General features: G+C 72.2%; 12 protein-coding genes. 3 read left to right on the top strand and 9 right to left on the bottom strand.

Annotated elements, in window-relative coordinates; genetic code table 11:
• Nucleotides 1-6 precede the first annotated feature (6 nt).
• From G7063_RS06300 to G7063_RS06315, 4 genes are all read right to left on the bottom strand, one after another.
• Complete coding sequence (locus tag G7063_RS06300) at nt 7-870, bottom strand: amino acid ABC transporter permease (protein ID WP_166413635.1); 864 nt, start codon at nt 868-870, stop codon at nt 7-9.
• Complete coding sequence (locus G7063_RS06305; RefSeq protein ID WP_370520743.1) at nt 867-1,568, bottom strand: amino acid ABC transporter permease; 702 nt, start codon at nt 1,566-1,568, stop codon at nt 867-869. Before G7063_RS06305 ends, G7063_RS06300 begins: the two co-directional genes overlap by 4 nt.
• A 60-nt stretch (nt 1,569-1,628) precedes the next feature.
• Nucleotides 1,629-2,438 (bottom strand): glutamate ABC transporter substrate-binding protein, encoded by an 810-nt coding sequence (locus tag G7063_RS06310; protein ID WP_166413636.1) that lies wholly within the window; start codon nt 2,436-2,438, stop codon nt 1,629-1,631.
• Between the two features lie 62 nt (nt 2,439-2,500).
• Nucleotides 2,501-3,274, bottom strand: a complete 774-nt coding sequence (locus G7063_RS06315; RefSeq protein WP_166413637.1) for an amino acid ABC transporter ATP-binding protein — start codon at nt 3,272-3,274, stop codon at nt 2,501-2,503.
• A 160-nt stretch (nt 3,275-3,434) separates the two neighbouring features.
• Between G7063_RS06315 and miaB the strand changes: the two genes are divergently transcribed.
• A complete protein-coding gene (gene miaB / locus G7063_RS06320; protein ID WP_166413638.1) occupies nt 3,435-5,054 on the top strand; it encodes a tRNA (N6-isopentenyl adenosine(37)-C2)-methylthiotransferase MiaB in 1,620 nt (539 codons plus the stop codon).
• A gap of 132 nt (nt 5,055-5,186) precedes the next feature.
• Here the strand turns inward: miaB and G7063_RS06325 are convergent, their stop codons facing one another.
• The 5 genes from G7063_RS06325 to G7063_RS06345 all read right to left on the bottom strand — a co-directional run bounded on the left by G7063_RS06325 (nt 5,187) and on the right by G7063_RS06345 (nt 10,642).
• Nucleotides 5,187-5,675 (bottom strand): YbjN domain-containing protein, encoded by a 489-nt coding sequence (locus G7063_RS06325; RefSeq protein ID WP_166413639.1) that lies wholly within the window; start codon nt 5,673-5,675, stop codon nt 5,187-5,189.
• An 8-nt stretch (nt 5,676-5,683) separates the two neighbouring features.
• Nucleotides 5,684-6,253, bottom strand: a complete 570-nt coding sequence (locus tag G7063_RS06330; protein WP_166413640.1) for a YbjN domain-containing protein — start codon at nt 6,251-6,253, stop codon at nt 5,684-5,686.
• An 86-nt stretch (nt 6,254-6,339) separates the two neighbouring features.
• Complete coding sequence (locus tag G7063_RS06335; RefSeq protein ID WP_166413641.1) at nt 6,340-8,271, bottom strand: hypothetical protein; 1,932 nt, start codon at nt 8,269-8,271, stop codon at nt 6,340-6,342.
• Nucleotides 8,268-10,175 carry an HSP90 family protein gene (locus G7063_RS06340; protein WP_166413642.1) on the bottom strand — a complete coding sequence of 636 codons (1,908 nt, stop codon included), beginning with the start codon at nt 10,173-10,175 and terminating at the stop codon, nt 8,268-8,270. Before G7063_RS06340 ends, G7063_RS06335 begins: the two co-directional genes overlap by 4 nt.
• Entirely contained in the window at nt 10,172-10,642 is a 471-nt protein-coding gene (locus tag G7063_RS06345) for a YbjN domain-containing protein (protein WP_166413643.1), read from the bottom strand. Before G7063_RS06345 ends, G7063_RS06340 begins: the two co-directional genes overlap by 4 nt.
• Before the next feature lie 93 nt (nt 10,643-10,735).
• Between G7063_RS06345 and miaA the strand changes: the two genes are divergently transcribed.
• On the top strand, nt 10,736-11,701 hold the full coding sequence (gene miaA, locus G7063_RS06350; protein ID WP_166413644.1) for a tRNA (adenosine(37)-N6)-dimethylallyltransferase MiaA: 966 nt from the start codon (nt 10,736-10,738) through the stop codon (nt 11,699-11,701).
• Nucleotides 11,698-12,630 carry a diaminopimelate epimerase gene (dapF, locus tag G7063_RS06355; protein ID WP_166413645.1) on the top strand — a complete coding sequence of 311 codons (933 nt, stop codon included), beginning with the start codon at nt 11,698-11,700 and terminating at the stop codon, nt 12,628-12,630. The genes miaA and dapF overlap by 4 nt, the downstream gene beginning before the upstream one ends.
• Nucleotides 12,631-12,642 lie beyond the last annotated feature (12 nt).

A 12,642-nucleotide genomic window follows, 5' to 3' on the forward strand; every position in this document is an offset into this window, starting at 1 on the left:
GGGACCTCAGTCGTCGGCTGCGACGAGCCCCGGCACCTGTGTGGTCACGGCGCCCGAGGTGCGCGAGCGCAGGCGGCGCGCAAGCCTGTCGGCGAAGAGTCCGACGGAGAAGTTCACGACGATGAACATCGCGGCGATGACGATGACTGCGGGGATGTAGTTCGCGAAGTTCGTCGCGAGGTACTCGGCCTGCCGCAGCAGCTCGGCGTACCCGATGAGATAGCCGAGAGCGGAGTCCTTGACGACGACGACGAGCTGGCTGACGAGTGCAGGCAACATCGCGACGACTCCCTGGGGCAGGAGGATGGTCCGGACGGTCTGCCCGTGCGTGAGACCGATCGACAGGCCTGCCTCGCGTTGTCCGCGCGGCAGCGACGTGATGCCCGAGCGTACGAGCTCGGCGACGACCGAGCCGTTGTAGACCGTGAGCGAGATGACGACGGCCGTGAGTGCGAGCTGGTCGGACGGCACGAGCCGGTAGCTGACGAGCAGCCAGTACGAGAAGACCATCATGAGCAGCACGGGGACGGCGCGGAAGAACTCGACGATCGCGCCTGCGGTCCCGGAGATCCAGCGGTTCTCCGAGAGTCGCCCGAGGCCGAGGACGATCCCGAGAACGCCCGCGAGCACGACGGAGATCGCGGCGGCGCCGAGCGTGCCGAGGAGGCCGGGCAGGAGGTAGTCGATCCACGTCGAGCTCTCGAGGAACGGCGTCCACTTCGCGGCGGTGAGCTGTCCGTTGCGCCCCAGCGTCCAGACGACCCACGCGAGGCCTGCCCCGAGCACGACGACGGCGACGACGTTGGCGACGGCGAAGAGGCGCCGGGTGCGGGGGCCGGGAGCGTCGAAGAGCGGGGACGCAGTGGTCATCGGGCCACCGCCAGCCTGCGCGAGAGCGCCGTCATGAGGATCCCGACCGGCAGGACGAGGCACACGAACCCGAGGGCGAAGATGCCGAAGATGAGGAAGAGGACGTCGGGCCGGAACTCGATCATCACCTTCATGAGGTAGGAAGCCTCGGCGACGCCGATCGTCGCGGCGACGGTCGTGTTCTTCGTAAGCGCTATGACGACGTTGCCGAGCGGCGCGACGGCCCCGCGGAAGGCCTGGGGCAGGACGACGAGCGTGAGCGACTGGGTGAACGTCAGGCCGATCGACCGGGCGGCCTCGGCCTGGCCCAGCGGCACCGTGTTGACGCCCGAGCGCAGCGCCTCGCAGACGAACGCCGCGTGGTAGAGCGAGAGCCCGACGACCGCGAGGCGGAAGTTCTGGTCGACGATGAACGTGTGCGAGTCGGGGTCGGCGAGGACGAGTCCGAGCTGGGTGTAGAGGCCGAGCGAGCAGCCCACGATGATGAGCGTGAGCGGCGTGTTCCGCACGAGGTTGACGTAGATCGAGCCACCGAGCTGCAGCGAGGGGATCGGTGAGACGCGCATGACGGCGAGCAGCGTGCCGAGGACGAGCGAGCCGACAAGCGAGTAGCCCGTGAGACGCACTGTCATCCAGAACGCGCCGAGCACGTCGTAGTCGCTGAAGAGCGTCCCGACGGTGTCGTGGAGCGGGGCCAGGTCGATCACCTCCTGGGGAGGGCCCGTCGGCCGCGCGCGTGCGCGGCCGACGGGACGTGGTCAGGAGCAGGCGGCGGGGGTCGGCGGGTTGAGGTCCTTGTTGGGCGTGTAGGCCGCGCCCGTGTTGGCCTCGAGGGCCTTGGCCCACTCGCCGGACGAGATCATCTTCGTGATCGCGTCGGTGACCTTCTGGCACCTGTCGGAGCCCTTGGGCAGGCCGATGCCGTAGTTCTCCTGGGAGAAGGTCGTGCCGACGACCTTGAGCTTGCCCTTGTACTGGGTCTGGGCCGCAAAGCCGGCGAGGATGATGTCGTCGGTGGTCACGGCGTCGATCGTGCCCGCGGCGAGCTGCTCGACGCACTTGGAGTACGTGTCGAACTCCTGGAGCTGTACCTCGGACGCGAACTCGTCCTTGATCTTCTGCGCGGGCGTCGATCCCTGCACGGAGCAGAGCTTCTTGCCGTTGAGGGTCTCAGGCCCCGTGATGTCGGTGTTGCTCTCCTGGACGAGGAGGCCCTGGCCGGCGACGAAGTACGGACCCGCGAACGACACCTTCTCCTTGCGGGTGTCCGTGATCGAGTAGGTGGCGACGATCATGTCGACCTGTCCGGACTGCAGGAGGTTCTCGCGCTGCGGCGACGGGGACTCCTTGAAGGTGATCTGCTCGGCGCTGAAGCCGAGCTCCTTGGCGACGTAGCGTGCGACGTCGACGTCGAAGCCGGAGTACGTGTCGCCCGACTTGAGCCCGAGCCCGGGCTGGTCGAACTTGATACCGACGGTGATCTTGTCGTCGTCGTCGCCCCCGCACCCTGCGAGCAGGGTGGCGGCGAGCGCGACGGACCCGAGTGCGGCGATGACCTTGGTGCGCATGTGCTTCTCCTTGTGTCGACCGTGCTGCGGAAGGTGACGGCGGGGCCGTCGGTGACGGGGGATCAGTGGGTGAGGATCTTCGAGAGGAAGTCCTTGGCGCGGGCGGAGCGCGGAGCCGTGAAGAACTCCTCGGGCGACGCCTCCTCGACGATCTGACCGTCGGCCATGAAGACGACGCGGTCGGCCGCCTTGCGGGCGAAGCCCATCTCGTGGGTGACGACGATCATCGTCATGCCCTCGTGCGCGAGGTCGATCATGACGTCGAGGACCTCGTTGATCATCTCGGGATCGAGGGCCGAGGTCGGCTCGTCGAAGAGCATGACCTTGGGGTGCATCGCGAGGGAGCGGGCGATCGCGACGCGCTGCTGCTGGCCTCCCGAGAGCGCCGCGGGCAGCTTGCTCGCCTGGTTCGCGACGCCGACGCGCTCGAGCAGCGTCATGGCCTCGGCCTTCGCCTGGGCGGCGGGGATGCCGCGGGCCTTGACCGGGCCGAGCGTGACGTTGTCGAGGACGGAGCGGTGCGCGAAGAGGTTGAAGGACTGGAAGACCATGCCGACGTCGGCACGGTGCCTCGCGAGCGCCTTGCCCTCCTCGGGGAGCTCGGAGCCGTCGACGTGGATCGTGCCGGAGTCGATCGGCTCGAGCCGGTTGATGGTGCGGCAGAGCGTCGACTTGCCCGAGCCGGAGGGCCCGATGACGACGACGACCTCGCCCTTGCTGACGGTGAGGTTGATGTCCTTGAGCACGTGGAGCTCGCCGAAGTGCTTCTGCACGTCGACGAGCTCGACGAGCGGCCTGGCGCCAGGATCGATGGTCCCGCCTGTGACGTCTTCCATCTGTCGACCGTACTGACCTGCTGTGACGTGCGCCACAGCAAGGGGTCACGAACGCGTCACAACCCGGCAAAGTCACCCTGCCGATCACCCCGGTGCGGTCGCGCGGTCGGGGGAGGGGCCGCGCGGGGCAAGGTCGGACCGCGGCTTAGGATGGACGGCGATGTCCACGACGCCCGCACCCCACGCCGCGCCCGCTGCACCCGCAGCCGACGCCACTGCCGCACGCACCTACATGGTGCGCACGCTCGGCTGCCAGATGAACGTCCACGACTCCGAGCACATGTCCGGCATGCTCGAGGAGGCCGGCTACGTCCGCGCGAGCGCCGTCGACGAGGCCGCGAGCCGCGCCGACGTCGTCGTCATCAACACGTGCGCCGTCCGTGAGAACGCGGCGAGCAAGCTCTACGGCAACCTCGGCCAGCTCGCCGAGATGAAGCGCGACCGCCCCGGCATGCAGATCGCCGTCGGCGGCTGCCTCGCGCAGAAGGACCGCGCCGGCATCGTCGACCGTGCCCCGTGGGTCGATGTCGTCTTCGGCACGCACAACCTCGACGCGCTGCCCGTCCTTCTCGAGCGCTCGCGCCACAACGCGGCCGCCGAGGTCGAGATCGCGGAGTCCCTCCAGGTCTTCCCGTCGACGCTCCCGACGCGCCGCGAGTCCGTCTACGCGGGCTGGGTGTCGATCTCCGTCGGCTGCAACAACACGTGCACGTTCTGCATCGTGCCCCACCTACGCGGCAAGGAGCGCGACCGCCGACCGGGCCAGGTGCTCGCCGAGGTCGAGGCCCTCGTCGCCGCGGGCGCGATCGAGGTCACGCTGCTGGGCCAGAACGTCAACTCCTACGGCGTCGAGTTCGGCGACCGTGGCGCGTTCGCGAAGCTCCTGCGCGCGTGCGGCCAGATCGAGGGCCTCGAGCGCGTCCGCTTCACGAGCCCGCACCCCGCCGCGTTCACGGACGACGTCATCGACGCGATGGCCGAGACCCACAACGTCATGCCGCAGCTCCACTTCCCGCTGCAGTCCGGCTCCGACCGCGTCCTGCGCGCCATGCGACGCTCATACCGCTCGGAGAAGTTCCTCGGCATCCTCGAGAAGGTCCGTGAGCGCATGCCCGACGCGGCCGTGAGCACCGACATCATCGTCGGGTTCCCGGGGGAGACCGAGGAGGACTTCCTCGAGACCCTCCGCGTCGTCGAGGCCGCCCGCTTCACCAACGCCTTCACGTTCCAGTACTCCCCGCGGCCCGGCACGCCCGCCGCAGACCTCCCGGACCAGCTGCCCAAGGAGGTCGTCCAGGAGCGCTTCGAGCGTCTCGTCGCGCTGCAGGACCGCATCTCCGAGGAGGGTTCCGCGGCCCAGCTCGGCCGCGAGGTCGAGGTCCTCGTCGCCGAGAGCACGGGCCGCAAGGACTCCGAGACCCACCGCGTCACGGGTCGCGCCCGCGACAACAGGCTCGTCCACGTCGAGCTGCCCGCGGGTGCTCCGCACGCCGTCGAGGGCATCGACGACCCGCGCCTCGCCGACGACGTCGGCCCGCGCCTGCCGCGTCCGGGCGATCTTGTCGTCACGCGCATCACGCGCACCGCGCCCTACCACCTCGTCGCCGACCGCACCGAGGGCGACGACCGCTTCGAGGTCCGTCGCACGCGCTCGGGCGACGCGTGGGTCACGCGCGAGCGTGCCCGCCTCGGCCTCGGCGGCGACGAGCACTCGCACGGCTCGGCACCCGCACCCGGCACGCCCGTCGTCCTCGGGCTCCCCGTCGTCCGGCGGTCCTGACCCCGTCGTCCGACGGTCCTGACACGCCCGTCACCTCGGGCCCGAGGGCCGGCACCGCCGGACCCGCACGCACAGACGCCCGCCACGAAGAATCGTGGCGGGCGTCTGTCGTCGGACCTGCGTCGCGGCGGCTCAGCCCTCGGACTGCTCCTCGCCCGCCGGCGGGAGCTCGGGCAGCCCGAAGGACGGCGCCTGCGTGTCGAGGTGCTCGAACGCCATCATCGCGGTCTCGAGGCCGGACATGAGGATGACGTCGAGCTGCTCCGCGGTCACACCGTGCTCGAGGTCGGTCGAGGACTCGGCGTGCACGTCGAGCAGGTCCGTCTCCGTGTTGACGCGCGCATACATCTTGGGAAAGACGCGCTCGCGGTTCCACTCGTTGAGCGCCCGCAGGAGCGTCGCCTTGTGCTCGGGCTCGACCGAGCGGCTCCACGTGCCGCGGACCTGGAAGATCTCTTCCTTGTCGCCCATGAGCATGAACCACACGCGGTGCTCGTCCCAGTTCCCGCCGAAGTCGCCGTCGTCGTCCGTGACGTAGTGGAACTCGTGCGCATCCAGGATGCCCTGGACCATCTCGCGGGTCAGCGGGAGCGGCACGGGGCCGGTGTTGGGGGTGTGCACGGTGGACCTCACAGGGCGGGGGACTGGGCGACGGGGTCGGGGTAGCGCTCGTCGAGCGCGTCGAAGAACGACGTGCCCGAGGCGAGGCCGCACCTGACGATCTGACGGATCTGGGCGTCGTTGGCGCCCTTCTCGAGGTCGACCGCGACCTCGGCGCTCACGGAGACGGCGCCGTCGTCGCGCACGCGGACGTAGGCCTTCGGCCAGATCCGCTCGGTGTTCCAGTCGTTGATGAAGTCGAGGATCTCGTCGAGGCGCTCGATGCTCGCCTCGCGGCTCCACGTCCCGCGGATCTGGAGGAAGGTCGGCACGTCCCCGTAGAGGACGAAGAGGAACATGCGCAGCTGCCAGAAGCCGATGCAGTCGCCGTCGTCGTCGACGCCGAAGTGCGCGCCGTCAGCGCGCAGGATCTGCGCGAGGCGCTCGGACGTGATCGGCGTGGGGAACAGACCGGGGTCCGACGTGGTCGGTGAGGGGTCGGCCCCGTCGAACGGCGAGACGGGCACGGGCTCGGGCTTCGCGGGCCGCTGTGCGGACGGCTCCGGCGTGTTCTTGGGTCGACGGCTCCAAAAGGACATGCCAGCAGGCTAGTCGTTCCACGGGGACGTCGCGGCGTGGACCGGCACCGTTCGCTCACCGCGTGACGGGGCCGGTCCCACGTCCGTCAGCGAGCGTCGTCCGCGATGCGCGCGAGGAGCGCAGGCCCCTCGTCCGCACGACCGAGGCGGCCGAGCACGTCGAGCGCCTCGTCGCTCACGGACGACGCGAGCCGCGTCTGCCTCGTCGCGCTGAAGAGCGTCGCGGCCGCCGCGAGCGGCTCGAGAGAGCCGGCGAGGTCGCCCGCGGCGGCAAGGCTCTTCCCGAGGAGCCACGTTGCGTGGGCCTCGTCGACCCGAACCCCCGCGGCGCGGTGCGCCTCCGCGGTCGCGCGGGCCTCGGCGGCGGCCTCCGTGAAGCGACCCACCGTCGCGAGCAGCCGGGCGCGGGTGTCGCGCAGCTCGAGGGCCTCGAGCCCGTTGAGGCGGACCTCCCGCTCCGGGAGCGCGCTGCCGTGGCCGGGCGCCGTCGCGGCGTCCGCCGCGGGCTCCGTGAGCTGCGCGACGAGCCTGTCGATCGTCCCGAGGAGCGCCGTGACGTCGTCGTCCCGGGTCGTCGAGCGCGCCGCGGCCCGCGCGATCTGGCCGATGTCGCGTGGGTCGACCTCGTCCGCGACGAGGAGCGCGAGCGCACGTCGGAAGCCGGTCGCTGCACCGTCGTGGTCGTCGAGCCGGGCCGCGAGGGCCGCAGCCTCGGCGAGGGCGATGCCTGCCGTGTGGAGGAGCCCGGCCGCCTCGGCCTCCCGGGCCGCCTCGCGGTAGAGGCCGGCCGCGGCGAGCGGCTCGTCCTCCTCGGCCTCGGCCGCCGCCTCGAGGAGTCTCTCGACCACGTCCTCGTCGCTGTCGTCCTCGGAGGCGGCGGCCGGCGCGGCGCCCGCCGCCGGGGCCGCGTCGAAGCTCAGCACGCCGAGGTCGACGTCGAGCGTCCGGCCCGCCCGCTCCCGCGCGTCAGCGAGGTGCCGGGAGGCGACGTCGTTGCCGTTGCGGGCGTCGAACGCGGCCGCGATCTCGTCGGCCTGCACGTCGACCCAGGCCGCGAGGCCGGCGACGTCGGACGCCGGCACGCCCGGGAGCGACACCGCGGTCCGCGGCTCGTCCGCCTCGAGCACGCGGGCGGCGATCCCGACGTGGGTGAGGACGGCGAGGCGCGCGCCCGGGTCGCGCGATCCGGTGACGACGTCGGCGATGCGCTCGAGCATGCGTAGCGCCCGCTCGGTGTTCCCGGTGCGCGCGAGCACCTCGACATACCGCGAGGTCGGGCCCGAGAGGTCGTAGGGGCCGTCGAGGTGGCGGACGCCGCGGAAGTGGGCGCGCCGCACGCCCTCGACGTCACCGAGCTCGAGGTACGCGAGCTGCAGGTAGGAGAGCATGTCGGCAGGTTCGGTCGCACAGTGTGGGTCGTCGGGGAGCACGGACTCGATGAGGCGTGCGGCCTCCTCGCTCCGTCCGACGTCGACGAGGTAGGCGGCCCGGTCGCCAGGCTCGCACGCCTCGCACTGCGAGTAGTCGTCGCGCGGCGTGGCGACCCACGCGTCGTAGGCGGCGTCGACGGCCGCGTCGTCGGGGCTCGAGTGTCGCAGCCACTTGTAGGCGCTGAGCCGTACTGCGTTCATGCCGCGACCCGAGACGGCGAAGCGCTGCTCCATGTCGGCGAGCGTCGCCGCGATCTGCTCCGCGGTCACCGTCGGAAAGTCGATGAGGTGCCCGGTCATCCACTTGAACGACCAGAACAGCGAGTGGGAGTCCTGCTCGTCGAAGAGGTCGGGACGCTCGTCGTAGAGGCGCAGCGCGCGGGTGAAGGGGACGAAGGCCTTGTCGACCTCCTCGCCCCACACGTAGGAGTCGACGAGGGTGTTGTACGCGTAGGCGAGCACCTCGGCGGGACCCTCGGCCTCGATCTGCTCGACCTCGGCGAGGGCCGCGGCCGAGCGCGTCGCGCCGTACGGGAGGTTGTTGACGGCGTTGAGGGCCGTGCCGGCCTCGAAGCTCGAACGGGTCATCGGGGGTCTCCTTCGTGCGGCGGTGCAGAGGGGTCGGTCGACGACGGCGGCGCGAACGCGCCGTCGAGCAGGGTACGTAGCGCGCCGTCGAGCAGACGCGCCTCGCCGTCGTGCAGGGGTCGGCCCGAGGCGAGCAGGCTCGTGACGTAGAGCGCGTGGACGCCCGCGTCCTGCACGGGGCCGGCGTCGCCGGCGAGCAGCGCGCGCACGGTCGCGTTGTCGTCGTTGAGGACGAGCCGCCGGGGACGCGCGGGCTTCGCGAGCCCCGCGACGATGCCTCCCCACAGGTCGTCCGCCGCAGCGGCCGTCGCGGCCGCGGCGCGTGCGTGGTCGCCCTCGGTGTCACGCAGGAGCAGCGCGGGCAGCGTCGTCGGCTCGAAGCGGCGCAGCACGACGTCGCAGTCGGCCGACCCGAGCGCCGTGGACGCCGCCGCGAGCGCGTCGGTCACCTCGAGCTCGCGCAGCGGCTCGACCTCCTCGAGCGTGTGCGCGACGTCGTCCGCCGCGACGCGGGAGACGCGCCACGCGGGGAAGCGCGCCGCGACGCGGGCAAGGAGCTCGTCGTCGTAAACATAGCCGCCGTTGACGAGCAGCAGGTCCTGGGCGGCGGCGACGGGCGCGAGCCGACGGAACTCCTCGAGGTCGGTCGTGAAGAGCAGCCGCTCGCCCGCGAGCCGGTCGGCCGCGTCCGCGAGCGTCGTCGTGCCGAGGGTCGACTCGAACGGGAGCACCTGGGCCGCGAGCTCGAGCATCTCGTCGTCCTGGAGCGCGAGCGCGCGCACCGCGAGGTGGTGCGTGCGCAGGAACGCCGTCGCGAGCGGTGAGCGCTCGGCGAGCGTGGCGAGCAGCCACGCGCGCACCTGACGGCCGAGCGCGTCACGCGTCGCGACGAGCACCTCGTCGTCGTAGAGGCCCTCGCGGGAGGCCGTCGGGCGCAGGGCCGCGACGTCGACGACGCACCGCACGAAGAACGCCCAGGGCGGCAGCAGGTCGGCCGTCGCAGTCGAGAGCAGCATGCGCCTCAGGTAGACACGGTGGTGCGCAGTGCTCGTCGGCGCGAGCGCCGCGGGCAGGACGTACGCGACGCCCGTGAGGCCTGCGAGCGGGATGTCGAGGTCGATGCGGGCGAGCGGCGTGAAGCCGAGCGTGCGCTCGGCGTACGCGGTGAGCCGTCGGTCGCGCTCGACCGCCGGCGCCGTGCCCGTGGCCCAGGGGAGCGCGGGAGCGCTCACGCGACGCCCCACGGACGTCCCGTCCTCGAGCGTCGTCGTGACGATCACGGGGACGGGCAGCAGCCCGCCGACGTCCTCGGCGAGCGCCATGACGGTCTCTGCCGCGAGCCAGTGCTCCATGTCGCGGCGGGGGTGCAGCCGGACGAGGCTTCCTCCGTCCGCGGGGACGTCCGGGTCGTCGTGCGCGATCTCGGCGAGCTCGTAGCGGCCGTCGGCGTGCCCGAGCCATCGCACGGGCGGCGCGCCGGTGTCGCGGGCCGAGCGCGAGACGAGCTCGATCGTCTCGGCGACCATGAACGCGGAGAGCAGCCCGATGCCGAACTGGCCGAGAAACTCCTCACGTCCCGCACCGAGGTCCTCGTCGCGCTTGGAGGACCGGCCGATCGTCGCGAGCAGCTCGACGGCCTCGGTCGGCGTGAGGCCCACGCCGTCGTCGCGCACCTCGAGCGACCCGTCGGCGCACGGCGTCACGAGGATGCCGCCCGCACCGCGCTGAGCCTCGGGCAGCAGACCGCGCGCGGTGAGCGCGTCGACGCCGTTCTGGAGGAGCTCGCGCAGGTAGACGCGCGGGCTCGAGTAGAGATGGCGGGCCAGGAGGTCGACGACGCCGTGGAGGTCGACCTGGAACGCGGCCCGCGAGTCTGGTGCGCCCTCGCGGGCCGCGGAGGTCACTCCGAGTCCGCCGGGGCCCAGTCGGGGTGCGCCTCGCTGAGGTGGTCGAAGAACTGGATGCCCGTGAAGATGCCGCACTTGAGCAGCTGGTCGAGCTGGTCGTCCGCGACGCCGTGCTCGAGGTCCGTCGAGACCTCGGTGTAGACGCCCGTCTCCGAGTCGTCCGGCCGCGTGTAGACCTTCGGCCAGATGCGGTCGCGGTTGAACTCGTCGACGAGCGGCAGGACCGAGGTCTGCTCCGAGAGCGGGACGGTGCCGGCGTAGCGCCCGCGGATCTGGAGGATCTCCTCCTGCTTGCCCATGAGGAAGAAGTAGAACTGGTGACCGTCCCAGAAGCCGTAGGTGTCACCGTCGTCGTCCGTGCCGAAGCGCCATCCCGAGGCCTCGAGGAGAGCCTGGATGCGCTCCTGCGTCACCGGTGCGTTCGTCGCGAGGGGCTCGGCCCCCGGCTTGGTGAAGAAACCCATGTCGTCCCCTTGCTCGTGGCGGGCAGGCTTACGACCTGCATCGGCGTCACACTAGCGAACGCCACGGACATCCGCGGGATAACATCTCGCCTCGTGAGCGAGAGAACCGTCGTCGCCGTCGTCGGCCCGACCGCGACCGGGAAGTCCGACCTTGGGGTCGACCTGGCCCTCGCCCTGGGCGCGGCCGAGGTCGTCAACGCCGACGCCTACCAGCTCTACCGGGGCATGGACGTCGGCACCGCAAAGCTCACGGCCCCCGAGCGTCGCGGCGTGCCGCACCACCAGCTCGACGTCCTCGACCCCGCGCAGGACGCGTCGGTCGCCGTCTACCAGCGCGAGGCCCGCGCGGACCTCGCGGCGCTCGACGCGCGCGGCTGCCGCGCGATCGTCGTCGGTGGCTCCGGGCTCTACGTGAGGTCGCTCCTCGACCGCATGGACTTCCCGCCGACCGACGCCGGCGTGCGCGCCCGCATCGAGGCACGCGCCGAGAGCGAGGGTCCGCGCCCGCTGCACGACGAGCTCACGAGGCTCGACCCCGTCGCCGCCGCGGGCATCCTGCCGGGCAACACCAAGCGCATCGTGCGCGCGCTCGAGGTCATCGAGATCACCGGCGGCCTCTTCAGCTCCCATCTGCCCGTCGCCGAGCACCTGCGGCCCACGGTGCAGATCGGACTCGACTCGCCGCGGGACGAGCTCGACGCCCGCGTCGAGGCCCGCGTCGAGCGGATGTGGGAGCAGGGGCTGCTCGACGAGGTCCGGGCGCTCGACGCCGCGGGCATGGGCCGCACGGCCCGTCGCGCCGTCGGGTATGCCGAGGCGCTCGAGCACCTCGCCGGCCGCCTCACCGCTGCCGAGGCCCGCGAGGCCACCGCTGCCGCGACCCGCCGCCTCACGCGCAAGCAGATGGGCTGGTTCGGCCGCGACGCGCGCACCGTGTGGCTCCCCGCGGGTGCCCCCGACCTGCTCGAGCGCGCTCTCGACGTCGTCGCCCGCGCGGACGCGGGCACGCTGGACGTGCCCCGCACGGGCGAGCCCACGCGCCGTAGCCTGGGTTCATGACCACACCCGCGACGCTCGCCGTCACCAAGGGCCACGGCACGCAGAACGACTTCGTCCTGCTCGACGACCGCACCGGGACGCTCGAGCTCGACGCGGATCTCGTGCGTGCGCTCGCGGACCGGCGCGCGGGCGTCGGCGGTGACGGCGTCATCCGTGTCGTGCGCTCGGCGGACCTGCCCGAGGGCGCCGCGGTGCTCGCGGCCGACCCGGCCGCGGAGTGGTTCATGGACTACCGCAACGCCGACGGCTCCCTCGCCCAGATGTGCGGGAACGGCGTGCGCGTCTTCGTGCGCTTCCTCGAGCACCTCGGCCTCGCCGACCTCTCGGACGGCGCGCGCCTCGCGATCGGGACCCGCGCCGGCGTCCGGTACGTCACGCGCGTGGTCGAGGGCTACGCGGTCGACATGGGCGTCTGGCACCTGCCGGGGGGCGAGGCCGCGCGCACGGCCGGGCACGACGCGCTCGTGAGCGCGGCAGGGCTCGTGGGGGAGCGGCCCGCGCTGAGCGTCGACATGGGCAACCCCCACACCGTCGTCGCGCTCGCCTCGGACGCCGAGCTCGACGCGCTCGACCTCACGCGCGCACCGGCCGTCACGCCGGTCCCTCCAGAGGGCACCAACGTCGAGCTCGTCGTCCCGCTCGGCGAGGAGGCGACGCCGGACGGCGTCGTCGGGCACGTCCGCATGCGCGTGCACGAGCGCGGCGTCGGCGAGACCCGCTCGTGCGGCACCGGCGCGTGCGCCGCGGCGCTCGCGGTCGCGACGTGGGCGGGGTCCGGGGCCCCGAGCGTGTGGCGGGTCGACGTGCCGGGCGGCACGGTCACTGTGACGATGCTCGACGGCGACCGCGTCGAGCTTGCCGGACCGGCCGAGCTCGTCGCGCACGGTGAGGTCGACGTCGCGGCGCTCGTGCGCGGCGCGACGCTCTAGCCGGGAGCCAGG

This window comes from Sanguibacter sp. HDW7 (assembly GCF_011300875.1).
Classification (GTDB): domain Bacteria; phylum Actinomycetota; class Actinomycetes; order Actinomycetales; family Cellulomonadaceae; genus Flavimobilis.

Coding starts and splice junctions, on each gene's coding strand:
- G7063_RS06300 (WP_166413635.1), bottom strand. CDS start 870: ATGACCACTGCGTCCCCGCTCTTCGACGCTCCCGGCCCCCGCACCCGG.
- G7063_RS06310 (WP_166413636.1), bottom strand. CDS start 2,438: ATGCGCACCAAGGTCATCGCCGCACTCGGGTCCGTCGCGCTCGCCGCC.
- G7063_RS06315 (WP_166413637.1), bottom strand. CDS start 3,274: ATGGAAGACGTCACAGGCGGGACCATCGATCCTGGCGCCAGGCCGCTC.
- miaB (WP_166413638.1), top strand. CDS start 3,435: ATGTCCACGACGCCCGCACCCCACGCCGCGCCCGCTGCACCCGCAGCC.
- G7063_RS06330 (WP_166413640.1), bottom strand. CDS start 6,253: ATGTCCTTTTGGAGCCGTCGACCCAAGAACACGCCGGAGCCGTCCGCA.
- G7063_RS06335 (WP_166413641.1), bottom strand. CDS start 8,271: ATGACCCGTTCGAGCTTCGAGGCCGGCACGGCCCTCAACGCCGTCAAC.
- G7063_RS06345 (WP_166413643.1), bottom strand. CDS start 10,642: ATGGGTTTCTTCACCAAGCCGGGGGCCGAGCCCCTCGCGACGAACGCA.
- dapF (WP_166413645.1), top strand. CDS start 11,698: ATGACCACACCCGCGACGCTCGCCGTCACCAAGGGCCACGGCACGCAG.